At 46.0% G+C, this 25,825-nt stretch carries 19 protein-coding genes; 8 read left to right on the forward strand and 11 right to left on the reverse strand.

Annotated features, from left to right (window positions below):
* Window positions 1-2 precede the first annotated feature (2 nt).
* Window positions 3-1,220: a sialidase family protein gene (locus tag BMW79_RS08300; RefSeq protein ID WP_089893046.1), complete on the forward strand. Its 1,218-nt coding sequence runs from the start codon at window positions 3-5 to the stop codon at window positions 1,218-1,220.
* Between the two features lie 74 nt (window positions 1,221-1,294).
* Here the strand turns inward: BMW79_RS08300 and BMW79_RS33855 are convergent, their stop codons facing one another.
* From BMW79_RS33855 to dprA, 8 genes are all read right to left on the reverse strand, one after another.
* Window positions 1,295-1,456 (reverse strand): hypothetical protein, encoded by a 162-nt coding sequence (locus tag BMW79_RS33855; protein ID WP_177192080.1) that lies wholly within the window; start codon window positions 1,454-1,456, stop codon window positions 1,295-1,297.
* Between the two features lie 165 nt (window positions 1,457-1,621).
* Window positions 1,622-2,377, reverse strand: coding sequence for an SDR family NAD(P)-dependent oxidoreductase (locus tag BMW79_RS08305; RefSeq protein ID WP_089893049.1), 756 nt, complete (start codon window positions 2,375-2,377; stop codon window positions 1,622-1,624).
* A 32-nt stretch (window positions 2,378-2,409) separates the two neighbouring features.
* Entirely contained in the window at window positions 2,410-4,338 is a 1,929-nt protein-coding gene (locus BMW79_RS08310) for a gliding motility-associated C-terminal domain-containing protein (protein ID WP_089893051.1), read from the reverse strand.
* Between the two features lie 64 nt (window positions 4,339-4,402).
* A complete protein-coding gene (locus BMW79_RS08315) occupies window positions 4,403-7,027 on the reverse strand; it encodes a PKD domain-containing protein (RefSeq protein WP_143059112.1) in 2,625 nt (874 codons plus the stop codon).
* An 18-nt stretch (window positions 7,028-7,045) separates the two neighbouring features.
* Window positions 7,046-7,837, reverse strand: coding sequence for an alpha/beta fold hydrolase (locus tag BMW79_RS08320; protein ID WP_089893057.1), 792 nt, complete (start codon window positions 7,835-7,837; stop codon window positions 7,046-7,048).
* Entirely contained in the window at window positions 7,818-9,431 is a 1,614-nt protein-coding gene (lnt, locus tag BMW79_RS08325) for an apolipoprotein N-acyltransferase (RefSeq protein WP_089893060.1), read from the reverse strand. The genes BMW79_RS08320 and lnt overlap by 20 nt, the downstream gene beginning before the upstream one ends.
* Before the next feature lie 108 nt (window positions 9,432-9,539).
* Window positions 9,540-11,012 carry an IMP dehydrogenase gene (gene guaB / locus BMW79_RS08330; protein WP_089893063.1) on the reverse strand — a complete coding sequence of 491 codons (1,473 nt, stop codon included), beginning with the start codon at window positions 11,010-11,012 and terminating at the stop codon, window positions 9,540-9,542.
* A 255-nt stretch (window positions 11,013-11,267) separates the two neighbouring features.
* A complete protein-coding gene (gene dprA, locus BMW79_RS08335) occupies window positions 11,268-12,374 on the reverse strand; it encodes a DNA-processing protein DprA (RefSeq protein WP_089896829.1) in 1,107 nt (368 codons plus the stop codon).
* Window positions 12,375-12,472: 98 nt separating this feature from the next.
* Here dprA and BMW79_RS08340 point away from each other — a divergent pair, with 98 nt between their 5' ends.
* The 7 genes from BMW79_RS08340 to BMW79_RS08370 all read left to right on the forward strand — a co-directional run bounded on the left by BMW79_RS08340 (window position 12,473) and on the right by BMW79_RS08370 (window position 21,979).
* A complete protein-coding gene (locus tag BMW79_RS08340; protein ID WP_218150292.1) occupies window positions 12,473-13,222 on the forward strand; it encodes a 5'-nucleotidase, lipoprotein e(P4) family in 750 nt (249 codons plus the stop codon).
* Window positions 13,223-13,414: 192 nt separating this feature from the next.
* The gene (locus tag BMW79_RS08345) at window positions 13,415-13,999 is read left to right on the forward strand and encodes a sigma-70 family RNA polymerase sigma factor (protein WP_089893066.1); all 585 of its coding nucleotides are present in this window, start codon (window positions 13,415-13,417) and stop codon (window positions 13,997-13,999) included.
* A 77-nt stretch (window positions 14,000-14,076) separates the two neighbouring features.
* Entirely contained in the window at window positions 14,077-15,279 is a 1,203-nt protein-coding gene (locus tag BMW79_RS08350) for a FecR family protein (protein ID WP_089893069.1), read from the forward strand.
* 48 nt (window positions 15,280-15,327) lie between these two features.
* Window positions 15,328-18,858 carry a SusC/RagA family TonB-linked outer membrane protein gene (locus BMW79_RS08355; RefSeq protein ID WP_089893072.1) on the forward strand — a complete coding sequence of 1,177 codons (3,531 nt, stop codon included), beginning with the start codon at window positions 15,328-15,330 and terminating at the stop codon, window positions 18,856-18,858.
* A gap of 4 nt (window positions 18,859-18,862) precedes the next feature.
* Window positions 18,863-20,329 carry a RagB/SusD family nutrient uptake outer membrane protein gene (locus BMW79_RS08360; RefSeq protein WP_177192081.1) on the forward strand — a complete coding sequence of 489 codons (1,467 nt, stop codon included), beginning with the start codon at window positions 18,863-18,865 and terminating at the stop codon, window positions 20,327-20,329.
* A 31-nt stretch (window positions 20,330-20,360) separates the two neighbouring features.
* Window positions 20,361-21,032, forward strand: coding sequence for a hypothetical protein (locus BMW79_RS08365; RefSeq protein WP_089893078.1), 672 nt, complete (start codon window positions 20,361-20,363; stop codon window positions 21,030-21,032).
* Window positions 21,033-21,049: 17 nt separating this feature from the next.
* Window positions 21,050-21,979: a DUF5007 domain-containing protein gene (locus BMW79_RS08370; RefSeq protein WP_089893081.1), complete on the forward strand. Its 930-nt coding sequence runs from the start codon at window positions 21,050-21,052 to the stop codon at window positions 21,977-21,979.
* Between the two features lie 68 nt (window positions 21,980-22,047).
* On the opposite strand, the gene BMW79_RS08375 is transcribed toward BMW79_RS08370, so the two are convergent.
* The 3 genes from BMW79_RS08375 to folD form a co-directional block, all read right to left on the reverse strand.
* Window positions 22,048-23,940: an OmpA family protein gene (locus BMW79_RS08375; protein ID WP_089893084.1), complete on the reverse strand. Its 1,893-nt coding sequence runs from the start codon at window positions 23,938-23,940 to the stop codon at window positions 22,048-22,050.
* Window positions 23,941-24,174: 234 nt separating this feature from the next.
* Window positions 24,175-24,801 carry a 7-carboxy-7-deazaguanine synthase QueE gene (locus BMW79_RS08380; protein WP_245752415.1) on the reverse strand — a complete coding sequence of 209 codons (627 nt, stop codon included), beginning with the start codon at window positions 24,799-24,801 and terminating at the stop codon, window positions 24,175-24,177.
* A 43-nt stretch (window positions 24,802-24,844) separates the two neighbouring features.
* Window positions 24,845-25,732 (reverse strand): bifunctional methylenetetrahydrofolate dehydrogenase/methenyltetrahydrofolate cyclohydrolase FolD, encoded by an 888-nt coding sequence (folD, locus tag BMW79_RS08385; protein WP_089893087.1) that lies wholly within the window; start codon window positions 25,730-25,732, stop codon window positions 24,845-24,847.
* Window positions 25,733-25,825 lie beyond the last annotated feature (93 nt).

The raw sequence follows: 25,825 nt of genomic DNA on the forward strand, positions 1-25,825 counted from the left end.
AGATGAAACAAGCAGTTGTATGGATCGCGATGTTGCTATGGATGAGTGCCTGTCGCCCGGGTATGGTGTCACCGGATAAGCCGTTGGTGGTATCGCATATAGGTAAAGATGCTTCTTGTCCGTTTCTCACCAAAGATGCGAGTGGCCGCCCTGTTATCAGCTGGGTGGAAAAAGATAGCAGCGCGGATACCGGGTTGATGTACTATGCGGTATCTAACGATAACGGGCATACGTTTTCCGAACCTGTTGCTATACCTGCTTCCAGCGGTGTATATCCGCATGATGAGAATTTGCCAAAGTTACTGTTTAAACCAGATGGCTCTGTGATAGCGCTTTTCGGAGTAGAGGCCAATGACGCCCGGAATAAATATGCCGGTAAAGTACTGTATACCCAATCTTTCGATGGCGGTAAAACCTGGCAGAACGCGGTACCGCTGGTAACAGATACGGCCGGCTACGACCAGCGTTATTTTGATATGTCGTTGCTGCCGGGTGGAGAAGCAGCGGCCATCTGGCTGGACAATCGCAAGGATACCGATGCGGAAGGTTCTACGCTTTACTTTGCTGTAACATCGGGGCGTCAAGGTTTTCAGGCTGCTACGCCTGTGGCATCTACCATCTGCCAGTGTTGTCGCACTAAAATGTACATAGCGGATAATGGAGATATTCATCTCGCTTACCGCGACATAATCAATGATTCCATCCGTGATATGGTACACCAGGTATCTGTGGATGGAGGCCATACCTTTTCTAAACCGGTACGCATCAGCGCCGATAACTGGGTGGTAAGAGGCTGCCCGCATACAGGCCCTACTCTTACGGCCAACAGTACTGGTCTGCATTTCGCCTGGTTTACGATGGGTGGCGGACAAGGCGCTTTTTACTGCCGATCTGTAGATAACGGGAACACCTATACGCAGAAGGAATCATTGAGTAAGTCGCCCATGGCCAAGCATCCGCAGATGAGTACCATCAATGATCATATTTTGGTGTTGTGGGATGAGCCGGTAAAGTGGAAAGATGATTTTAACAGCAGGATTGGTTTTCAATATAAAGCGGCTGATGGAAAAACAATTCAGGCAGGCCTCCTGACGTCCGACAGCACCTACGCTAATTTTCCGGTAATCAGCGCGTTAAAGGAGAATAAAGCATTGATTGCTTATAAGAGAAGAACGGGTAATCAGAGTGAAATAGTGGTAAACGCATTACAACTGCCATAAAAAAATTGGGATGTAGCTATCTGTTCCGGAAGCAATAATGGAATCAGAGAACTACATCCCAATAATAACTTGTTTCAGCTGTAACCCAGAGAGAAGCCTTTTTGTCCGGCCCAATCTTTTCCTGTTGCCCAACGGCCATAATTACCTTTCCGGGAGTTACCGAAATAGAAGCGCCATCCTTCTTTCCACTTGGGATAGTACAGACGCAGCAAATACATAGTGATAAATGTAAGCATAGGGATATGGTTTCATGATTAGGATAGTCTTCTTAGTCTAGTCTGTTTAGTCTTAGTCTGTTCGCTCGGGCATAATTTTTTGCGGCTGACAGTATAGGCACAAAAAATATATAAATGTTTCCAAATATAAAGACTATCGGCTTCCCATGAAATCACATCTATGTGTTATTTTTTATCTATGTAATAAGCATTGGCCTGTTGCAATGGCGTCATTACCAGGTCATTGATACAAACATGCGGCGGCAGCGATGTGCAGTAATATACCACGTCTGCCACATCCTGCGCTGTTAAAGGAATAAATCCTTTGTACACATCTTTCGCTTTATCTTCATCTCCTTTAAATCTCACCAGCGAAAATTCTGTTTCTGCCGCACCCGGATGAATAGCCGTTACTTTGATCCGGTAAGGCAGCAGGTCGATCCGCATACCCTGGGAAATGGCATCTACTGCGGCTTTGGTAGCACAGTATACATTGCCTTTGGCATATACCAGCTTGGCTGCCGTGGAGCCGATATTGATGATATGTCCCATCGTCCGGGAACGCATCCAGGGTATAACGGTACGGGACACATACAGTAAGCCTTTTACATTGGTGTCTATCATGGCATCCCAGTCGTCCGTATTTCCTTCGTCTATAGTGCTTAAACCGGCGGCAAGACCAGCATTGTTCACCAGCACATCAATTTTCCGCCATTCTTCCGGAATAGTGCCTAAAACGGCTTTTACTTCGTCTTCTTTTCTTACATCAAAATTCAGTGCCAGTACATTAATGCCAAATTCCTGCGTTAAGCGGGTCTGCAGCGCATCCAGTCTCTCTTTCCGGCGTCCGGTGATGATCACATCGAATCCTTTGCCGGCATAGGTAGTCGCGCATGCCTCGCCAAAACCGGCTGTAGCACCGGTGATAAGAACAATTCCCATGAGACGTTATTTTTTATGCAATTTACAAAGGATCAGCGGACCAACGTCACCGTTCCTCTTTTAAGGATGTCTTTACCATTCAGATCTGTTCCTTCCAGGATCCAGATATAGGTATCCACCGGCGCGGGAGCGCCCTTGAAAGTACCATCCCATCCGCCCCGGAAGTCGGTAGACGAATATATTTCTGTTCCCCAGCGGTTAAAGATCCGGAAGAACTTATAGGTAACGATCCCCACGGGGATAAAGCGGAAATAATCGTTCAGCCCGTCGCCGTTAGGAGAAAATGCGTTGGGCACATATATTTCAGGACCTGTATAATATTTCACCTGCACAGAATCATATCCCACACATCCCTGTTGATTGGATACCCGCAGTGAATAGGAGATATCCTTATTGTAATTGAGGGTAGGCTGGGCAATGTTGGGATCACTCAGTCCATCCGTTGGAGACCAGGAGTAAAATTCTCCCCCGCTGCCCTGCATGACCATCTGCTGTCCTTTTGCCAGGATAGTATCATTACCTGCATAGGGATTTACTTCGTATACCCGGAGATTTTTAGTGACGGTTTTCTCACAGTGTTTATCCGTTTGCAAAGTAAGTGATACCGTATATACATCGCCTTTATGAAAGGTATACTGCAATGATCGTTGCGGCCCCGGCGTAATTACACTGTCCAGCGTGCCCATGTCCCAGGTATGACTGGTAATATTGCCATATTGGTAGGAAGAGGTATCATTAAAGGTAATGGGATCGCCCTTACAGAAACCGTTGGTTGTAAAGCCTGCCCTTAATCCCGGATAGTTGAATACTTCTCCCACGGTACTATCAGTACAGGCCAGTCCCGGGTTTACCACCATCTTCACCTTGTATACACCCGTATCCGGATATTGGTGATAGAACATGGTTCTGCTATTGGTAAGTGTATCGGTACCATCCCCGAAGTTCCAGTAATAGGTAGATGTAAATCCGGAAACGCTGGAATTGGTGATAGGAACGTGTAAGGCAGCATCCTCTGTACAGTTGTTCAGCACGGATGGAAAACCGGCCGTTATTTTTGTCTGACAATTGAAAACAGTCAGCAGGATATCTTTACTATGTGTGCCCAGGAGTTGCTTCGTCACCGGGTCATATTCATTTACACATACCGTGACCACATATTTCCCCGGTAGATTAGGCGTGCAGGTAAGCAATCCTTTGGCGGATATCGCAATCCCCGGGCTACCTCCCATCGGGTTGCTCCCCGAATAAGGAGCAATATAGCTGACCATTGAATTATAAGGTGGTGGGGTGGTTGAATTACTTTCGTTGGCACTGGAACCATCTGTCAACGCATTACAAAGATTATAGGTCAGGCTGTCGCCGTCTTCATCATAAGCGGCATAGTCCAGCGTAAAGGGCATGGAGTTGCAGATAATGATGGCCGTATCCTTGTCGAAATAAGCGCTGTTGTTATTGGGCCTGCTTTCCGTGCCCGGAATAGTAGTATAATAAGTGGAACCTTCGTGCTCGGAATCGTGGATGTTGGCGAGTTTTTCTCCCCGGCAACAGCGCTGCGACGCCACATAATAACCACCGGGAATAGGTGGTAACTCGATAGTAGCTGTATAAAATGCCACCTCCAGGTGTTGCGCCTGAGGCGCCAGGCAAGGATTTTTCAGTGTATCTATCAGTGGTCGTGTAGCCGTAATGTAGAGATATACAGAAGATAAAACACGGGAACCGTTGGAAGTAAATACGTTAGCGGTAACAGGGTTCTCAAATCGATCGATACAACCTTGACGGTCGCCACAGGTAAAATCTGCGTCGCGGTACAACTTGAGAGTGATGAGATAACGGTAGCGGGTATTATCTCCATTCATTCCTAATGTCTTATAAAAAATTTCGCCACCAATGATATGGTATCCAGCTGCAAAAACAGGGAACAAACAGCAGCTCAATACCAGTAAAACTGCGCTCTTCATGATGGGGATTACTGCTCTCTGAATTTAACACAAAAAGAGCAGATACGGTTCATTCCGGCCAACTTTATCTTACAAGTGTGACCGTCCCCTTACGTTGTACCGTTTCATTGTTAATATCTTTTCCCTGTACTACCCAAACATAGGTACCTACTGCGGCAATATTGCCGTTAACCGTACCATCCCATCCTTTCATATAAGTAGTGGTAGAATACATCAGTTTGCCCCAACGGTCAAATACCCGGAAGAATTCTATCTGCACAATACCCACCGGCAAAGGACGGAAAACATCATTTAAGCCATCTCCGTTGGGAGAGAAGGCGTTAGGTATATAAATGTCCGGACCTTTGATAAAGCGGACAAAAATGTCGTCTGTGCCGGTACATCCTTCCTGCGTATAGGCGGTAACGGTATATGTGATATCATGGTTATACGTAGTAACCGGATTGTAAATGTTGCGGCTGTTCAAACCGTCCGGGGGCGACCAGGTGTAACGCACCCCTCCGGTAGCATTCATCTGAAATGGTGTGTTCAGCATGATAATGGTATCGTTACCTGCAAAGGCATTTACCTTTGGCACCACTTTCACCAACGCAGTAGCTGTTACCGGTTTCGGGCATCCCAGTGTATCCGTTACGGTTACGGTAAATAAAGTGGTATCCACGGGGTGAGCCAGGGTAACAGGTGAGCTGGACTTATCCACATAATAGGCTGGCGTCCAGCGGTAATAGGCGCCGCCGGTAGCTCTTAGTGTAACAGGTACACCAAAACAAAGTGTGGTATCCGGTGCAGCGGTAGCTTTAGGAGGATCTACCACCTTAAGACTAACGGTATCGGCCGAACGACATTTTCCCAGGGATACCTCTATGGCATAGCTTTGCCGTGGCGGAGCCGGTGTAACATAAGCATCCGGCGTTTGCGATACCACCTGCCCCGTACTCAGTTCTATCCAGCGATAGGCATACAGGCCATCTGAATACGACGGCAAATGTACCTGGTCACTGGTACACACGGTGCTGTCGGCAATCGTTCTCACATGGATAGTATCCCTTACATCTACCTTTATATCCTTTGAATTGGTACAGCCCTGGGAATCCGTAAACACTACTTTATAGGTAGCAGATTTCGGCGGAAACACAATCGGATCAGGTGTATTGGGTCTGAGGATAAAGTAGTTGGCCGGCGTCCAGGCATAGGTACCGGTTAAGGTGCTGCCAGCCCGCATATGCAAACTATCTTTCGCACAGAGCAACGTATCATTGGTAGCAGTAAAAGGTGGATTGGCGTAAATAGTAATCGGATGGGTGACTGTTTGTTCACAGCCTTTAGCATTCCGTGCATACAGTTTTACGTCGTAAGTTCCGGGTGTGGTGTAGGTATGCGAAAGATTACCGGCAAGATTGGAAGTATCTCCATCCCCGAATTCCCACTTATGATATACAACTGCGCCGGCATCAGAACGGGTCGGCGTGATGGCATTGAATTTTGTCTCTTTATTAATACACGCGCCTGCACTGGTAAAATCGGGTTTGAATACCGGGTACGCATATACGATAGCCGTAGCGCTATCACCGCAATTACTGGTTTTATCTACATACAGCTTTACGGTGTAAGTGCCTTCCCTGGCATAAGTATACTGGAAAGGTTCCGCGCTGGTGGTTTCTTTGATATTGCCATCGCCAAAGTCCCAGTAGTAAGGCTTCCCGAGGGTACTGTTATTAGTGAAGGTGACGGTTAAACTGGAGCAATCCGCATATTTCTCCGGCATGGCGGCAGTTACCTGTTTCACACAGGAAGTGATGTTGATATGGAAGTCTTTCCGCAACGTACCAATACGTTTACCATTGCGGGATTCATGCACGCACACTGTTACTACGTACTTACCGGCAGCCGGCGCCGTACCCGAAATGATACCGGTTTTTGGATCTATCGTAACGGTGAGTCCTAATGGGCTGCCGCCGCTGAAAGGCGACTTATACTGCACATAATTATAGGGGGGGGCAAAGGCGGGAGGAGGTACCTGGCCGTCACTGGTTAATCCGCCTTTATAAGCGTCGCAAAATTCATACGTGAGTTCATCGTTATCCGGATCCGTAGCGGAGAAATCGTATGTGAATTTTTTATCTGAGCAAACGAGTGTGGCTTCTTCTTTATTAAATACCGGGCTGGAGTTATTGGGATACCCGATTGTACTACCGGGAATATCTGCAAAATAGGTAGCGCCGGTACCCAGGTCACCGGGACGGCCGCCTGGAATGGGTTCCGCTATGATGTTCTCCATATAGGGATCACGGCAGCAGCTCTGAAACGCAATCGTATACCCTTCAGCGTTAGCCGGAAGTTCAATGTTAGTCGTATAGGTACCCATCTGGTAGCAGATTACCGGTGGGTTCACAATACAGGGATCTATCTTAGCCTGATCTTTTACTTCAAAAGCGGTCTGGGTGATGAGATATTGTCCTGTTCGCCGGTAATCACTTTTATCAAAAGCAGAAAGGTAAACAGCGGTAGGCATTTTGGCAATCCGCTCACCATCGCCGCAGATACGGTATAACTTCAGGGTAATGGAATACTTGAGATTGGTTCCATTGGTGCCAAGATATTTATAGTATACCTGTCCACCTATAATATGACTGGCTTGCGCCATATGGGCACACACCATGCATAGCAGGATGACAAGAAATTTTTTCACAACAAGCGTATTTAAAGATTATAGTTGACAAAAGGCTATAAACTGTTCCAATATCACATTGCTTTTCGCGGGAATTTCCCACATGCCCATATGGCCTACGTTTTCAAAAATATGTATACTGCTGATGCGGGGTAAGGTTATCTGAGGAAGCACATTTTCAAGCGGCACGGCATTGTCATCTTTCCCGATCATAAATAATACCGGCACCTTTAACGCGGTTAGTACTGCGGTCCGGTCCGGTCTTGCTGCCATTGCTTCATAATACGCTACCAGCGCAGGAAGCTGACATTCTATGCCCATTTTTACATAGGCTTCCACGAGTTCATTCCGGTTTTCTTTTGTAGCGGGACTAAACATATTCGGCAATGTTTGCCGTAAAAATGTGTCGGCCCCGTATTGTTCCATCAGTTTGATGGACTTGCGTCTTCCTTCCTTTTTCTCTTCACTGTCAGCTTTCGCGGTAGAATGAAAGAGGCCCAGTCCTTTTATGAGTGACGGGTATTTTTCCGCCAGCGCCAGTGCTATATAACCCCCCATAGAGTGACCGATAACCACTGCTTCGCTGATATTTTCTGCTAACAGGATAGCATATACGTACTCCGCCATGGATTCAATGGTGAGCGGCGTATGAAGTGGCGATGATGCGGTTCCCGGTAAATCAGGAACAATGAGACGGTAATGCTCCTTCAATAGGGTAGTCTGTTTGTCCCAGATGGTGGCATTTTCTGAAAAACCGTGTATGAGCACTATCGTTGCACCTTTGCCTTCGTCGAGCCAGGTGATGTTTCCGTTATTGATTGATTTCCGCATGTTTTAAGCCGGGAATAAATCGTGAAAGTAAAGCATGTACCACCAACAAGATACAAAATATTAGTGCTGCTTTCGAAACGAGATCACCATTTTTTACATAGAACGTAATACCTGCCTCCGGTGTTACAGTTGTTTTTAAAACAGCCTGTTTCCAATAGGGTTGCGGGTCATGCACGTTTCCGGCGGGGTCAATTACTGCCGATATACCCGTATTGGCACAACGGGCGATCCATCTCCGCGTTTCAATGGCACGGATCCGGGCATACTGCAGATGCTGCCGGTGTCCTTCTGTATTTCCCCACCATCCGTCATTTGTGATAATGACTAATAAATTAGCACCAGGTTTAATATGGGTAGCCATATAATTACTGAATACCGATTCATAACAGATCACCGGGAATACATTGATGCTGTCTGCCGGGTTGGTAAACATTTCCACACCGGGCATCCTGCCATAACTGCCGGTGATGCCGCCAAAATCCAGCGCCACACTCTGCATAAATGATAAGTAGCCTACATAAGGTACCAGTTCTGCACCCGGTACCAGTTCATATTTATGGTAAATCTGGATATTTCTCGACGTATCTATCTGAACAGCACTGTTATACGCATCCCAGCGGCTGCCGTCATTCAGGGTGCGGGCGGTCATCGGTATTTCCTCTGTAGCGGTATAACGCTTAAAGGTAGCGGCGCCGCTGATCAGTTTTGCTTTGGGATATTTGCGCAGCATTTCCCTGATGGCGATCACCTCCGGCTGATAATTCAGTTCATGCTCCCAGGCTCCCTGCGGGAATAAAGCAGTTTCAGGCCAGATAATGTAGCGGGTATTGCTGTCTGTTTTTTCTTCCGTGAGATGTAAAAACTTTGCGAGTTGATCCATCGCCGCACCTGCGCTGAACTTCTCATCGTAGGGATCTATATTCGGCTGCACAATCACCACTTCGGTGCTGCGTGCAGGATCATCCGGGGGCGGGGAGATCAGGGAGGAAATTACCAGCGGAATACCAATAGCCAGCAATGGTTTCCAGCTTTCTCCCAGCAGGATCTGCTTAGCGGTAAAATCGTATAGGCGCGCGCGTTTCCATACATTGTAAATCACAATGTTCACCAATAGTACCCATAAGGTTCCTCCACTTGTGCCGGTATATTCGTACCACTGTATCCATCCCGGTCTTAACGCAAAGGCATGCCCGAGTACCAGCCAGGGCCAGCTGAACTCCCAGGTCTGATGTATGTATTCAAACGTTAACCAATAAACGATCAGCGAGAGATAAGCTACGCGTTCCGGCAATTTTCGCTTCGTGTTTTTGAACCCCAGCCACGGGATACTCATCAGCAATGCATTGAAACAGTTGGCAAAAACACCGCTCAGCGGAAGGGTGGTATTACCCACCCACCAGGTGGAGGCTACATTCCACACCAGGAAAGAAAGGAACAGCAATCCGAAATATTTCCAGCGGTGCTGCACTTTATCGCTGATATACAGCAAAGGAGTAAACGCTATAAAAATAAGCGGGGTAAGCGGCATGGTGGGCCACGCCAGCCAGCAGATCACTCCACTTAATATACTCAATAACAGGTAAGGCTTTTTCATGTAGCACTAATAGTTACAAATGACGATTCTGGACGAAGATAAGTGGGGAATAACGGAAAACAAAAACGCCCGGCACTTTCGTGCCAGGCGTTATATCTAAAGTGTTGCTTATCTGCTGTAGTTAGGTGCCTCTTTGGTGATCACCACATCATGCGGGTGATTTTCTTTTACGGTAGCCGCGGTGATTTTTACAAACTGTGCTGCCTGTAAGGTTTTCACATCTTTGGAACCGGTAAGCCCCATACCTGCCCGAAGTCCACCAACAAATTGCTGTACAATTTCAGACAGCATGCCTTTGTAAGGAACACGGCCTACGATACCTTCCGGTACCAGTTTTTTGATATCGTCTTCGTCCTGGAAGTAACGGTCTTTGCTGCCTTCCTGCATCGCTTCGATAGAACCCATACCACGATAGGATTTGAACTTACGTCCTTCGTAGATGATAGTTTCCCCGGGGCTTTCTTCCACACCTGCAAAGATAGATCCTGCCATGATGGTAGAAGCGCCTGCTGCCAGTGCTTTCACCATATCGCCGGTATAACGGATACCACCATCTGCAATTACCGGAATACCCAGTTTCTTTAACGCGTCTGCTGCTTCCATTACTGCGGAGAGTTGTGGGAAACCTGCACCGGTTACGATACGGGTAGTACAGATAGAACCAGGTCCTACACCGACTTTCACCGCATCTGCTCCAGCCTGTGCCAGTGCCAGTGCACCTTCTGCGGTAGCTACGTTACCGGCAATCACCTGCAGCTTAGGAAATGCTTTCTTTAATTTCTTCAGATTGTTTAATACCGCAATGGAATGACCATGGGAACTATCCAGGCAAACCACATCCACACCTACATTGATCAGTGCCTGTGCGCGGTCCAGCAGATCTGCCGTAATACCAAGTGCTGCACCTACCAGTAAACGACCAAATTCGTCTTTTACAGCGTTAGGATAGCTGGTCAGCTGCAGGATATCACGGTAAGTGATCAGTCCTGCCAGTTTACCCTGCTTGTTAACAACCGGTAATTTTTCAATCTTATATTGCTGGAGAATTTTTTCTGCCTTTTTCAGGTCAGTGCCTTCCGGAGCAGTGATCAGGTTTTCGCTGGTCATCACTTCTTTTACAAGGCGTTTTTTATTTTTTTCAAAGCGTAAGTCCCTGTTGGTCAGGATACCTACCAGCTTGTTGTTGTCGTCTACAATAGGAATACCACCGATACCGTTTTCTTTCATCAGCCTCAATGCTTCACCGATAGTGGCGTCTACTTTCAGTGTAACGGGATCTATGATCATTCCGCTTTCACTGCGTTTTACGCGTCTCACCATTTCAGCCTGGCGTTCGATGCTCATGTTTTTGTGGAGAATACCAATTCCACCTTCTCTCGCTAATGCAATAGCCAGCGTAGCTTCTGTAACAGTATCCATCGCTGCAGATACCATTGGTATATTCAGACGTATGTTTTTTGTTAATTGCGTAGAGAGATTTACTTCTTTAGGCAGAACTTCAGAGTAGGCCGGTACCAGGAGCACATCATCAAATGTAAGTCCGTCAGCTACAAATTTGGGTTTAGATTTTCCCGCAGGCATGATGCAACTATTAATCAGTTAAAAAATAATTGCACGCAAATGTACACCTATTTACCCAATAAATAAAATAATCACTCTCCGGCCCCCTGGTTTGGTTGTTAATTAATCATTAACAACTCCCCGGAGGGAATGCCCGCCCGGAGGGTGGGAGCGCAGATAACAGCTATAGCAGTACTGGAAGGCCCGGACCTATCCCCGTTTCCCCTTACCTCCCGGTTGATAAAGCGCTTCGGCAATCGCCCCTGGTTACTCCGCCTATACCAGCTCATACAGCTGCCCCGGCAGGCTCCTGAGCACACTTTGCATTTCCAGGTTGAATACCGCCGTAGCCACCTGGCTGCCTGTCAACTGGGTTTGCAGGTACAGCTCCTCCAGATGCCGCTGCGATTTTTCCCGGAAAAGCGACAGAATCAACTGTTCATCTCCACTCAGTTCAGGAAACAAGCCCGGTTGTACTACCGGAGGCGCTACCAGACCGGACTTTTCGTCCCAGCCCATCATATTCAGCAGGTCGGCTGCTCCCGCCAGCAACGCGGCTTTATTCTGTTTGATCAGGTAATTACAGCCGGCAGATTGCGGATCATGGAGCCTGCCCGGAATACAGAATACATCCCGGTGATACCCGCTGGCCAGATCCGCCGTGATCAGCGAACCACCGCGTAACCCGCTCTCTATCACAATAGTAGCATCGCAGATACCTGCCACAATCCGGTTCCGCTTTGGGAAATTCTGCCGGTCCGGTTGCGTGCCACTCGGAAAATCAGTCAGCAAACCTCCCTGCTCCAGCATCTCCACCGCAATTTGCTTATGCGCCGGCGGATAGATCCGGTCCAGCCCATGTGCCAGTACACCAATGGTTGGTATACCCGCTTTTAAAGCCGTTTTGTGCGCTATAATGTCAACGCCGTAGGCCAGCCCGCTCACCACCGTGATGCCGGCATCGCTGAGCTCCTGTACCAATGTTTCGCAAACTGCGCGCCCATAAGGTGTAGGGTGCCGTGTACCCACAATGCTAACCATCCTCGGCGTATTCAGCGATGCCGTACCCTTGTAATACAGCATTGCAGGACTATCATAACATTGAAGCAGCCGCTGCGGGTAGGCCGGATCGGTACAAAACAAAGGCTGAATCCTGTATTTCTCCAGGAACCGGATCTCCTGCTCCATTTGCTCAAAATCGCGGAAACTGTGCAGCGCAGCCGCCCGGATACTTCCCACCGTATCTATACGCTCCAGTTCGTGCTTGCGCGCGTGAAAAATATTACCGGCACTGCCGAAATGCTCCAGCAGTTTTTTTACAATCACATCGCCAATCAGGGGAATACGGGTTAACGCCAGTTGATATATTAACTCCTGGGACATAACAAACAATATTTCACCATAATTTACAATTTTCCTGCGGCACTTTTTGTGCATCACAAGATTTATTTTTGCACTTACCAACGGATATTTTTATGAAGATGAAATGGATATTGACAAGTGTAATGGTAGCAGGATTATTTGCCTGTAAAACTACGCGTCCGGCAGTGGAAAAAACAGCCGATACCCAGTTACTGCCGGGTGGTCCGGCCTGGGCAGCTCTCTGGCAGCAACGATCCGGAGAATATAAAGCACTCTGCCTCCAGGCATATCAACTGGCAGCGCTCCGCCTCGATCAGTACGTAGCCGCCAAAGGCAATAAAGCACTGGCCGTAGTAACGGATATCGACGAAACCGTGCTGGACAACAGCCCCTACTCCGTTCACCAGGCGCTCGCCGGCAAATCATACGATGATAAAAGCTGGATGGAATGGACCGCCAAAGCAGCCGCAGATACCGTTCCCGGCGCTCCTTCCTTTTTTAAATATGCCGCATCAAAAGGTGTCGCTGTATTTTATATCACTAACCGCGCAGAAAGCGAAAGAGCCGCTACCCTCAAAAACCTGCAACAATACCAGTTTCCCGATGCAGACGATCAGCATCTCCTGCTGAAATCCACTACCTCCGGGAAAGAACCACGCAGACAACAGGTAATGAAAGATTATGAAATAGTGATGCTGTTCGGGGATAACCTGGGCGACTTCGCCGCCACTTTCGATAAAAAACCTTTTGAGGAAAGAAATGCCGCCGCCCTGAAAGCCGCTCCCAACTTCGGCAGCAGGTATATCGTATTGCCTAATCCCATGTATGGCGACTGGGAAGGCGCATTGTATAATTCCAGTATAAGTTAACTACCCCACAGAAAGATTCCATTCTGAAAAGTACTTTACGTAATTACTGAGTTAACAGCTGTTTTCTGATAATTTAATATGTCCTTTGGGCAATATAATGTTATTGATTGTTCCAATTAATACTTAATATTGCCCATCTCCGTGTTATATAACCTATTGCCAAAATCGTCAACCAATTCTCTAAATTAGCTCATGGGGTTAAGGAGTATAGACAATGAAAAGGAAATTCTGATGGAAATCGCTGGCGGCTGTGAACAGGCGTTTGCGAAGCTTTTTCATGGTTATGTACACCAGGCTGGCCATATTATTCATCCTATCATAGGCTCCAGGGAACAAACAGAGGAAATCCTGCAGGACATCTTTGTAAAGTTGTGGAATGACCGGGAAAAACTGGTCCACATAAAACAATTTAACGCCTACTTTTTCATCCTGTTACGTAATTATACCCTGAATTACCTGTCAGTTCTGGTAGCAGAAAGAAAAAAACAACAGCAATACCGTTTATTCGCAGAAACGCAGGATGATAAGGAAACACCTGTCGCTTACAAACATGCTGATATATTGGATAAAGCCATTGAAGCACTCCCCATGCAGCAAAAAACGGTTTTCCTCCTACGTGCGCAAGGATATAAAAATCCGGAAATCGCCAGCCGGATGCATTTAAGCACTGATTCCGTAAAGAAATATAACCAGCTGGCGCTTAAATTTATTTACCGTTATATCAAGGTAAAAGAAACGATGTTGTTGTCTGTGGTGGTTTTGCGTTTATTTAAATAATTTTTTTCTTCCTCCATATCTCCTTTTTACCCCCTTTTACTGTCTTATATAGTAGACGAAGACTTTAAGCCGCTACTATGCAGGAAAACAAGTTAATATCCCTATATCATAAAGCTGTTAATGGTAATATCTCGGACGAGGAACGTGAGGAGTTATTTACCTTACTGTCAGATCCTGAAGCGAGGGAACTTTATGAGAGCTTGTTTAAATGGGGCGCTACCAAAACAAATACAGATGAACAACAGGACTTCTTTACCAGGTCACAGGCCAGCGCTTTACTGGAAAGAATCCGGCAGGAAAGCCATCAGCAACAAGACCCTCAGCCAGCTCCTGTTGTAAAACTGAAGGTATTACTGGCCTGGACCGCCGCAGCGGTTATTTTAGTGTTGCTATCCGCAGGCACTTACTTATTGTGGAACAAACCATTGCCTGCAGAAACGGAAAAAGTGTTTGCCCTACAGGCGCCCGCTTCATTACCCGCAGCAAAAACAAATAATGTAATGCTCACCTTGTCGGACGGCAGACAGGTAGCATTGGATAGCATATCTCCTGCACAAATAATTGAAGAGAAAGGTAGCAGGGCAGTGAACAGTGAAAAAGGGGCGCTCACCTATATGAGTGAACCGGTTAACGCAGCTCCGGAAGTTGCTTTTAATACCCTTTCCACTCCCCGGGGAAAGTACTATAAGTTGGTACTGCCGGATGGTACCAGGGTATATTTAAACGCAGCCTCTTCCCTGCGGTATCCTACCAGCTTTACCAAAGACCAACGTAAAGTGGAACTAACCGGTGAGGCCTATTTTGAAGTAATAAAAGATGCGGATAAGCCATTTCTCGTGATCACAGGTAAACAGTCTTTATCCGTATTAGGCACTTCCTTTAACGTGAAGGCATATACAGATGAGCCTTATACCAGAACAACGCTGGTAGAAGGGAGCATCAAAATAGATCCGAAAAATGGATCAGCAGCCAGGATACTGCAGCCTGGAGAACAAGCCACTGTGGAAGGCAGTAAAATAATAGTAAAGAGAACAGATGTAAAGGAAGATATTTCCTGGATGTCCGATATGTTTTATTTTTCAAACACCGACCTGCAGGATGTGGCACATCAACTTCAACGTTGGTATGATATTGAAGTGGATTACGCTTCTCTTCCGGACGCACATTTATACGGACAGTTACCACGCAGCACACCACTGCCATTACTATTGAAAGCGATCGGGAAAACAAGTAATATAAAACTTAACTTAAGCAAAAACCAGTTACTGTTAGAGCACTAAAATTCTGAGTATTATCAACCAACAATCCATTCTTTAAAAATTACATTTATGGAAACTAAATGTGGCCACCTCGCGGGCCATTGGAAGCGCTATGCCTGCATTTTATTACTTGCGGGCTTCTATTCCCTGGCAACAGCCGCTACCGTTTTTTCACAGCAGGTAAATCTGCATGTTACGGATGCACGGCTTGAACAGGTACTTGCTACCATCCGCGCGCAAACAAATTATGCCTTTATATTCGATGCCCGGTTTGCACGGAACGCAGTCCCCGTTACCGTTAATATTAAAGATGAGGCACTTCCAAAGGCATTGGAAGAAGTGTTTAAAGACCAGCCGTTCACCTTTGAAATTAACGATAAAATTGTGACCGTACTTGCTACCCGGCAACTGGCAACTGTATCATTATCCGGCAGAATAATAAGCCCCGATAATCAGCCTATTATTGGCGCTACCATTATGGTGCAGGGCTCAAGACAAGGAGCCAATGCAGATGAAAATGGCAAATTTACGCTCAACGGTGTGCCGGAGAATGCCAACATCATTATCTCCTCTATCGGCTTCAATACTTTACAACTGCACCTGAACGATGGTAAACTGACTACCACTGGCAAAGAATTTAAAAATCAGCTCGTCAGAAGTAATGCCGACAATCTGCTGATCACCTTACAGCCCTCTTCTTCCCAGTTACAGGAAGTAAATGTAACAGTGGGCTATGGTACGCAGAAAAGAAGGGAAACTACCTCCGCTATCTCCACGATCAAAGGATCACAGTTACAAAACAAACCAAGTGGCTCTATTGAAGGATTATTACAGGGCCTCGCACCAGGACTGGTGGTACAAAATAATTCCGGTATGCCCGGTGGCAGAAGCATGGTCCAGATAAGAGGGCTTGCTTCCTTTTCCAACTCCGCCAATTCAGGCGTGGTAAGTACACCGTTATTTATCATCGATGGAGTACCGCTGGAACAGGATGTTTTCAACCCTTCCGATCCCCGGCAGGCTATCACCAGCGTACTTGCTGGCTTTAGCCCTTTTGACCTCGAATCGGTAGATGTATTAAAAGACGCATCTGCCACCGCAATTTATGGTTCAAGAGGCGCTAATGGAGTGATCATCATTAATACCAAACGCGGAAAAATGGGTAAACCTATTGTGTCTTTAAACACACAATATGGACTCAGTTATTATCCTTCTCTTCGTAAAACATTAGGGGGAAGAGCAGAGCGCGATTTCAAAATTGCATTATACAATCAGTATAAATCATCCAAAGTAGGCGGTGGGTACACAGATATGCCCATTGAATTATCAGATAGTCTGAATACTTTCTATAATAACTCTACCGACTGGCAGAAATTATATTTCCGGGATGCTGATCTGAAGAATATCAACCTTGGCATCAGCGGTGCAACGGAAAATGCCAGCTACCGCCTTGGGGTTGATTATTACAAGGAAAAAGGTATTGTACTGGGCTCCGGTTTCTCCCGGTTTGCACTCACTTACAATGGTGTATTTAAACCTTCTTCCAAATTGACAATTACCGGTAGGGCAAATCTTAGCCAGACAGATGCGAGCCAGAAAAGAGGAGATACCTACAATGCTGCAGTAGTAGGTAACAATTTTTCCTCCTCTTTCCGTCCGGGGCCCAGCAGCGGTTTCTTCGATGCTTTTCTTGAATCCTATAATAAAGGTGTGAACATCGATCTTACCCGCAGAGCGCTGGCACAGCTGGAAGTAAGCTACGACGTGTTTAAATTTTTAAACATTACCTCCCGTGGATCAGGCAACTATGAATTTTACAGGACCCGGTCTTTTCAGCCTTCTGCTACCAGGAACGATAATAAAGCAGCAGCATCTTATTATTCACAGGAAAAAGTAAACCTGCTCAGTGAAACATTCCTGAGACTGTATCATACCATCAACAAACATTCGGTAGATCTGGTGGCGGGTAATACCATCAATACGAGTGAAAATAACAATATCTATGGCGCTGCCACAGGCGGCCCCAGTGATGCACAGCAGGTAATTCAGGGCTATCCTCAGGCTAACCTGAAACTGGAAACACACAATCTCCAATATGGCTTACTTTCCTATTACTCCAGGTTATCTTACAACTACGACAAGAAGTATATTATCCAGGGTGTAGTGCGTGCCGATGGATCTTCCAAGTTCGGAAAGGATAATCAATGGGGCTATTTCCCTTCTGCCTCTGCGGGATGGGTATTTACAGAAGAGAAATTTGTGCGTAAAAATATCGGTCGCTGGCTGAACTTCGGTAAAATCAGGGCCAGCATGGGTAAATCCGGTACACAGTACGAAGATTATTACCTGGCTGTAGGCGCTTATCTTACTAAAAGCGGTGACAATGCCACTTATAATGGCACCCCGTTGTTGTCGCCAAGTTATAAAGAGGGAAATGGTATTGCATTGCCTAACCTGACATGGCAGACTACAAAGGATAAAGGTGTTGGATTAGATCTCGAATTCTTCAATAGCAGGATCACTGCCACATTGGATTATTATGATAAGCATACCGATGGGTTCCTGTTCCCGGATGCAGTAAACGGTACCAGCGGATACGCAAAGAGATATATCAATAGCGGTGCGGTTCGTAACTATGGTTATGAAGCTGCCATCACTGCCTATATCACGAAGCCCGGCAGAAATTTCCAGTATTCACTTACTTTAATCGGTGCCCTCAATAGAAATGAACTAACCAAGCTGCCGGATTTCGGAAGAAGCGTATCCAGGTCTGATTATGCGGTGGGACAACCTTACCTGGAAATCGGACGTCCGCTCAACGGTTTTTACCTGATGAAATATTTAGGCGTATATCCGGATGATGCTTCGGTACCAGTGAATAAGTACACCGGTAAAAAGTTGTATCCGAATGTAAGCGGCTTCGCTTCCCAGGATCCTTACCGTGCAGGGGATATCCGGATTCTGGATGTGAATGGCGATGGAAGAATTGGCGTACTCGATAATTCCGACCGGGTATACAGTGGCGATCCTAATCCCAAATTCACCGGTAGCGTATCACATAGTTTCAGCTATAAGTTTAAAAACAACTCCACGCTGCAACTCGATATGTTCTTTAACTATTCTGTCGGCAATAAAGTTTTCAATAAGGTAAAGGCAGACCGTATCCGTGGTGTGAGCTGGACAGCCAGCGAAAACGTGAATTATCCTGGTGGTCAAAGAAACCTGCTCGACGTCTCCGACCTGGATTTCTGGACACCGGAACATACCAATGCCAAATACCCTGTACTGAATCCATGGAGGTATTATGGATTATCCAGCTATGATTTTATTGGTAACTATGAGATCAATACAGATATGTTCCTGGAAGATGGCAGCTTTATCCGTTTGAACAACGTAAACCTGAGCTACGACTTTTCCTCTGCTTTACTGAGTAAGGTACATATCAGGAGACTGCGGGTGTACGGCGGTATGAGCAATGTGTTCATCCTTACAAAGTATAGTGGCGTAGATCCCGAAAACGTGGATACATATGGGTATGACCTCGGTAATGGCTATCCCATTCCTTACAAATTTAACTGTGGCTTTAACTTCGAATTCTAAGCATATGAGAATAATAACTACCCGAAAAAACAGCATTGCAGGCGTGTTCCTGGTCGCCATCGCATTATTATTTTCCTGTAAAAAAATATTGGATCCAACTATCATTGAACTGCCTACCGCAGAAAATGCGATTACCACTTCATCCGATGTGGAGAAAGGTGTGGCAGCTGCTTATTCTTTCCTCCGCACAGTAGTGCCTGATAAAGTTTTCCTGATGGGAGATATGCGGGCGGATGTATTTTCCAGTTACTCGCAGAGTGTGAACGTACGGCAGGAAACAGGTATTGCTACTAATACAGCAGCAGCGCTGTTTAACAATGGGGGTGGTAACTGGAACCAGTTTTACACAGTGATCGCTCAATGTAACCTCCTGCTGGAAAAAATTCCGCAAATTAATCTGTATGATGACGCAGTAAGAAAAAGACATATTGGTGAAGCCAGTTTTCTGAGAGCGCTCACCTATTTTTACCTCGCCCGTTTTTGGGGAGATGTACCACTGACTTTAAAAGGGGTGAACATTGATAACCTCGCAAGAGCGCCTCAGGAAGAAGTATTTAAGCAGATTAAAGCAGACCTGGATGTAGCTATTAATAACCTGGAACTCGATTATGGTGATGGCGACAGGGCCGTAAGAGCTACCAAAGGCGCAGCCTGGGCCATTAAAGCGCATGTACTGGGATGGTTGCAGGATTTTTCCGGCTGTGAGAAATTATGTGATAGCGTCATCACAAAAGGGCCATACAGCCTGGTAACAGATACTACTAATCTACTCAGCATTTTTGTTGGTAAATCGCGGGAAGGTATTTTCGAATTGAACTTTGATGCCAACTTACGGGAGTTACAACAGAACAAAGTGTATAACAGAACGCTTGGCATGCCCTGGTATAAAGACCAATCAGATGGAGGTGGCGGCGACGACCGTTATTTACTCTGTCCTACCAGGGATCAGATTAACCGGATGTTTACACCTGGTGCAAGGGATGCCCGTTTATTTACCTGGTTTATCCGCGAAACCTATTTGCAGGGTGTACGGGAAGACCGCATTTTCCTTGGTAAATACAGAACACTGCAGTTGAAGGGAGATACCTCCACGCAGAATATTAATGAATCCAATATTATCATTACCCGCCTGCCGGATATTATGCTGTTAAGAGCAGAAGCGCTGGCCAGTACAGCTGTAGGCAGACCGGCCGAAGCAGCATTGCTGTTGAATAAAGTAAGAGCACGTGCCTATGCAACTCCATATACCGGCGGAGGAAATATCCAGGACACTATCCTGTTGGAGCGCAGGAAAGAATTACTTGGAGAAGGGCAATATTTCTTTGATCTCGTTAGAACAAGAAAGCTGGATAAAGATTCAAAAATAACAATGGCCGACTGGTACCAGAGAGGCGCCTGGTTACTACCCATAGATCAGGGAATTATCGCGAAAAGCAACTTCATGATCACACAAAATGAATACTGGAAATAAATCGTCCTGTTTATTTTATAAAAGATATTATATGAGCAAAATTATTTCATTAAAAAAGCTGCTCCTTGCAGCGGCAGGTATTATTGTGATGCTGGCGGCTTGCAGGAAGGATGATTATTACGTAGATGGTGGTTTATCTCATCAATCAAGAGAAGAACAGAATATGCCGGTATATGATTTTCTGGCAAGCAGATCAAATCATATGTTTGATTCACTGATCAAAATTATTGATCTGACAGGTACAAAATCACTGGTAAATCAGGCTGGTATTACCTTTTTTGCAGTGCCTAATCCTGGTGTGATGCGCTTGCAGATGAACTATAATCCGGACGACAGACAGGCGCTCAGACCATTGGCCAGTATTGGTAAAGATACGTTGGTGAAGCTGCTCAACAGGTTTATTATTACCGGCGCAAAAATTTCACTGGAAACGGCATTAAATGATAAAGTCAGATACTACAAAGACTTAAATGGGGATAGTTTGATGATCAGTGGAAAAGGTGGTGGCGTAAATGCTGGAAGTTCTGTCCAGACATCCGCATTCTACCTGGAATATGTGCATGTAAAAATTCCAGGAACCGATACTATCAGGTTTACCGGTAATATGCAGACACATAACCTCATCACTGCCAACGCAATTGTTCACGTACTTAATAACAGTTCCAGCTTTGCAGCCGGATTTAAATTAAAGTATTTCAGATAATCCTAATTTTCTTTATCATGAAAATATCGACTAAAATAAATGGCATACTATGGCTGGCCGTAATGGTGTTTGCCATTTCCTGCACAAAAGATAATGATAACGGTTTTTTAAGTCCGGCGCTCAAGTATACAAATCCCTCTATCAAAGTAGCAGTAGGTGCATCGCTCATCCAGTCTGGCGCCATGGTTACCGATGAGTCAACAAAACCGTTGGTATTCACCATTGAGGCCATTCGTACTGCCGATGGTAAACTGGCAGAAGGAGTTATGAATTATAAAGTGGATACTTATTTCTGGGATGCAGAATATACAGGCAAAGAAAAAACAGTGCAGGAGCTGGATACAAAGCGTAAAAAAGTGAACCGCCCGGCTATCGATATTAATCCCGAAAATGGCAACATTGTCATTTATCCGGAGGCATCTGATACACTTCAACTCCCTAAAGGCAAGTATACGATTGATGTAAGAGTGAAGAATAGCTCTGGTGAAATGCTCATCGCTACCGCACTTACCGTGGAGGTCAGCTATGCTTTGCCCTATTCTTATGCTTTCAGAGGCGTTGATGGAAAACTTACCGGTATTGATGTGAAGTTCGAAAGACAGGCGACCACCGAGAATAAGATCGTCGTGTATACGCTGAAGAAAGACGGTACACCGGTTGATCCTAAACTACTGATCGGGTACGACTATTCCACCACTCCTGGCGTCACTGATTTAAAAGACTGGCACAATCTCGGTTTGAATAATCCAACAAAATACACTGAATTCCCGGATCACCTGGAACTTGAAATAGCGGGCTTTCCATTGCCTTTTGTAGCAGGACAGGTATTGAGAGTAGATATGTACAACAACGGAGAAGTAAATGGAGATTATTTTAACTATTGGTTCGATATGGCCATCCTCAAAGAAGGTATCTGGAAAGTTACTATCCAATTAAAATACAACTAAGCGAATGTAAAAGCGGGTTGCTTCTATAAGGAAACAACCCGCTTTTTTAGTGTTTAATCTTTTTATAACTACAAACTGATAATCCGGAAAACCGTACGCCGGTTGGCCGCTCTTCCTTCCTCCGTATCGTTTGTGGCCACAGGACTACTTTCTCCGTAACCCTTTGCTGTAAGGCGATTCGCTGTAATACCTTTTTCTGTCAGGTAAGTCACCACCGCTTTCGCACGGTTCTGTGACAACAATAAATTGTCTTTGTCTGAACCCACATTATCCGTATAACCGGCAATCTCAATTTTTACGCCGGGGTTATCCTGCAACAGGTTTACCAGTTTACTGAGTTCTGTAACAGACTCGGGTTTCAGCTGATATTGTTTGCTGTCGAAAAAGATGTTATGGAGTACAATGCTGGCATTTGCAGCCAATGGTTGTAACGGGATATTCTTCTCAAAAGGAACGCCCGGATTATGATCTTTCAACGAAAAGTTATCAGAATAGAAAAGGTATCCTTTTCTGTTTACATGCAACGCATAATCTTTGCCTACCGGCAATGGCGCCAGGTAATCCCCGTTGTCGTTGGTTTTAACGGTGGCAATATTATAGCCGCCCTGCAGATCAATCACGTCAATATTAGTGGCTAAACGTGCCTGAGTGAGCGAGTCATACACATATCCTTTTACGTACAAGGTTTGCAGGGGTCTTGCTTCCGGGTACAGTTCAAAACGGTAAATATCGAGTGCGCCACGGGTATCCGACCGGTCGGACGCAAAGTAGGCGGTTTTGGCATCAGCTTCTACTACCAGCGATGCGTCTTCATCGATGGTGTTGATCGGGTAGCCAAGATTGGTCGCTGGTCCCCAGCTGCCATCGGCCTGCCGCCGCGAATAGAAGATATCCAGACCGCCATAGCCGGGATGCCCGTCGGAGGCGAAATACAGTGTTTGTCCATCGGCATGGATAAAGGGAGTGGTTTCCCTGCCACTGGTATTGATATTGGGCCCCATGGCCTCCGGAACGCTCCATTGTCCGTTTGGCAGCCGCCTGGTTACAAATATATCTGCACCATGATTTGGTGTTTCACGTGCAAAATAAAGTGTTTGTTTGTCGGCGCTGAGGCAGGGTTGTGATTCCCAGTCGCGGGTGTTGATGGGGGCTCCCATATTCTTTGGGGCGGTCCAGCCCGAAGCGGTTTTTTCCGAGTAGTAAAGATCGCAGCTGCCTTTACCTTCCGGAAATTCGCAGCCGGTGAATACCAGCATGGTACCATCTTGTGAAATGTTTTGTGCGCCTTCATTGAAAGAGGAGTTTACAGGTTCACCCATGTTTTGTGCCGTTGACCAGATATTGTTGTTCCGGTACGTAATATAAAAATCTTCATTGCGGCCGTTTACCCGTCTGGTGAAGATCAATGTTTTACTGTCAATAGTTAATGAGGGGAAGTATTCCGGATCTTTACTGTTTACCGGATCACCCAGGTTTTCCGGGTGGAATGGCACGGTCTGACGCTTGTTGTTTACTGCAAATTCATAATTCACTTTCAGCTTTTCCGCATTCGCACTTTTCGATTTGGAAGCCGCAATATATTGATTGATTAACTGTAATGCCCCTACGAAATTTCCGGTACCGGCCATCGCCCTGGAGTACGGCACCATCACAGGTCTTAATCCGCTGCTATCTAATTGCTTTAATTTTTCAAAAGCATTGTTCGCAGCGGCATAGTCTTTCAGTTCCACATAACATAAACCCATTTGTCCGTATGCATCAGTAAAATTGGGCGCTGCTTTCAGAGCATCCTGTAAAAATCCGATGGCGGCTTTGGTCTGGTAAGTTCTTACTGCATCGATGGCACGGTCAAAACTGGCTTTGGCTTTCTTTGGAGCGGTTTCATAGGTAACTGACTGGGCTTGCACATGCAGTCCTAAGCCCAACAGGCAACCAAGTATTAACAGGGAGGTCTTTTTCATAGTTTGTATTCGCAGTGTAATTAACGAAAATACTGCCAGAAATAGTGCGGCGGAGATATTTTATGTAACGGATCGTCTTCGGCGATTGTCTGTGGCAGGATTGGGGGAATTGAATTATGTTGTTAAATATTTTGGGGAGATGAAAGCGGATATATCCGCTTTCATCTCCCCAAATCTTTTTAAAATCCTGTAAAATCAAATCAGGAAAATCAATATCATCAGTCTGTTTCTTTGCTAAGGAACATTGATATACTTATGTATCTGCAAAGACATGGTCCATTCCGGATGGTCTTTGATATACTCCGTAATCAGCGGAGTCATTTCTGCACTGCGTTCCCATTCAGGTTGCAGGTACAGCTTACAGTGCTTGCCGGCTAACGCTGCATATTTCTCTGCCCAGGCAAAATCTGTTTTATTAAAAATAACCACTTTCAGTTCATGTGCTACCTTACAGATTTCCGGTAAGGGGGCTTTGAATTTTTTGGGCGATAAAGTAATCCAGTCCCATTTTCCGCTGAGCGGGGAGGAACCGGAAGTTTCGATATGCGTTTGAAAACCCTGTTTATGCAGGGTGCGCGTCAGGCTATCGAGGTTATGCAGCAGCGGTTCTCCTCCGGTGATGACGGCAATGCGGCCCGGATATGCAGCAGCTTCCGATACCATATCGGCTACTGCTACCTGCGGGTGCTTATCGGCATCCCAGCTATCTTTTACGTCGCACCATACACATCCCACATCACAGCCGCCCAGTCTGATGAAATAGGCAGCCCTGCCCTGATGATAGCCTTCACCCTGGATAGTGTAAAAGCGCTCCATCAATGGGAGGGTATCGGTGTTGATATTTTTTGTTAATACAGACATGACTTACTTCACAAAGGTCCGGTTTTTTTAGATCCGGTCACATTTAATTCATACTTCCTTTCAAACCGATAGTGGCATGATAGGTATTTTTTAATAATGCGGCAATGGTCATCGGACCTACGCCACCCGGTACCGGGCTGATATAGCTGCATTTAGGAGCCACTTCATCAAATTTTACATCCCCTTTCAGGCGGAAACCGCTTTTACGGGTAGCATCTTCTACCCGGTTAATACCTACGTCCACAATCACGGCGCCTTCTTTCACCATATCGGCAGTTACAAAATCAGGCCGGCCGATGGCTGCGATAATAATATCCGCCTGGCGGCAGATCTCTGCCAGGTTATGTGTATGGGAGTGGGTAAGTGTTACGGTGCAATTGCCGGGATTGGTATTGCGGCTCAGCAGGATGCTCATGGGAGTACCCACAATATGACTGCGGCCTATCACTACGGCATGCTTGCCTTTTGTCGGAATATTGTAGTGTTCCAGCAACAGCATAATGCCATAAGGTGTAGCCGGGATGAAGGCAGGCAGGCCACTCACCATTTTACCAACGTTCATAGGATGGAAGCCATCCACATCTTTGCTTGGATCAATGGTATTGATCACCAGCTCTTCATTAATATGTTTGGGTAAAGGTAATTGTACCAGGATACCATCTACATCCGGATTCTCATTCAGCAGAATGATCTGATCCAGCAGATGTTTTTCAGAGATCTGCGCATCAAACCGCAGCAGGGTAGAGTTATAACCGCATTCCGCACATGATTTTACCTTGGATGCGACGTAGGTTTCACTTGCCGGATTATTACCTACCAGGATGGCTGCCAGGTGAGGAACCTTTTTACCAGCGGCCTTCAATTCAGCCACCTGAGCGGCTAATTGGGCTTTTATAGCCTCAGAAACGAGTTTACCGTCTAAAATTTGCATGTGCAAAGGTAAGGAAAACTGGGATTTCCGTAACTAAATAGATAAAGTGAAATGGAAGCAGGGGCCGGTTTGTGGAGTAGCTACAGTTATTTT

Origin of the sequence: Chitinophaga arvensicola (genome assembly GCF_900110835.1) — a bacterium.
In the GTDB taxonomy this organism is placed as follows: Bacteria; Bacteroidota; Bacteroidia; order Chitinophagales; family Chitinophagaceae; genus Chitinophaga; species Chitinophaga arvensicola.

Bases quoted from the DNA above. Each gene is read 5' to 3' on its own strand.
- lnt (WP_089893060.1), bottom strand. From the start codon at position 9,431: ATGAAAAAGCCTTACCTGTTATTGAGTATATTAAGTGGAGTGATCTGC.
- BMW79_RS08340 (WP_218150292.1), top strand. From the start codon at position 12,473: ATGAAATGGATATTGACAAGTGTAATGGTAGCAGGATTATTTGCCTGT.
- guaB (WP_089893063.1), bottom strand. From the start codon at position 11,012: ATGCCTGCGGGAAAATCTAAACCCAAATTTGTAGCTGACGGACTTACA.
- BMW79_RS08375 (WP_089893084.1), bottom strand. From the start codon at position 23,940: ATGAAAAAGACCTCCCTGTTAATACTTGGTTGCCTGTTGGGCTTAGGA.
- BMW79_RS08345 (WP_089893066.1), top strand. From the start codon at position 13,415: ATGGGGTTAAGGAGTATAGACAATGAAAAGGAAATTCTGATGGAAATC.
- BMW79_RS08320 (WP_089893057.1), bottom strand. From the start codon at position 7,837: ATGCGGAAATCAATCAATAACGGAAACATCACCTGGCTCGACGAAGGC.
- dprA (WP_089896829.1), bottom strand. From the start codon at position 12,374: ATGTCCCAGGAGTTAATATATCAACTGGCGTTAACCCGTATTCCCCTG.
- folD (WP_089893087.1), bottom strand. From the start codon at position 25,732: ATGCAAATTTTAGACGGTAAACTCGTTTCTGAGGCTATAAAAGCCCAA.
- BMW79_RS08360 (WP_177192081.1), top strand. From the start codon at position 18,863: ATGAGAATAATAACTACCCGAAAAAACAGCATTGCAGGCGTGTTCCTG.
- BMW79_RS08370 (WP_089893081.1), top strand. From the start codon at position 21,050: ATGAAAATATCGACTAAAATAAATGGCATACTATGGCTGGCCGTAATG.
- BMW79_RS08350 (WP_089893069.1), top strand. From the start codon at position 14,077: ATGCAGGAAAACAAGTTAATATCCCTATATCATAAAGCTGTTAATGGT.
- BMW79_RS08355 (WP_089893072.1), top strand. From the start codon at position 15,328: ATGGAAACTAAATGTGGCCACCTCGCGGGCCATTGGAAGCGCTATGCC.
- BMW79_RS08380 (WP_245752415.1), bottom strand. From the start codon at position 24,801: ATGTCTGTATTAACAAAAAATATCAACACCGATACCCTCCCATTGATG.
- BMW79_RS08365 (WP_089893078.1), top strand. From the start codon at position 20,361: ATGAGCAAAATTATTTCATTAAAAAAGCTGCTCCTTGCAGCGGCAGGT.
- BMW79_RS08305 (WP_089893049.1), bottom strand. From the start codon at position 2,377: ATGGGAATTGTTCTTATCACCGGTGCTACAGCCGGTTTTGGCGAGGCA.
- BMW79_RS33855 (WP_177192080.1), bottom strand. From the start codon at position 1,456: ATGCTTACATTTATCACTATGTATTTGCTGCGTCTGTACTATCCCAAG.
- BMW79_RS08310 (WP_089893051.1), bottom strand. From the start codon at position 4,338: ATGAAGAGCGCAGTTTTACTGGTATTGAGCTGCTGTTTGTTCCCTGTT.
- BMW79_RS08300 (WP_089893046.1), top strand. From the start codon at position 3: ATGAAACAAGCAGTTGTATGGATCGCGATGTTGCTATGGATGAGTGCC.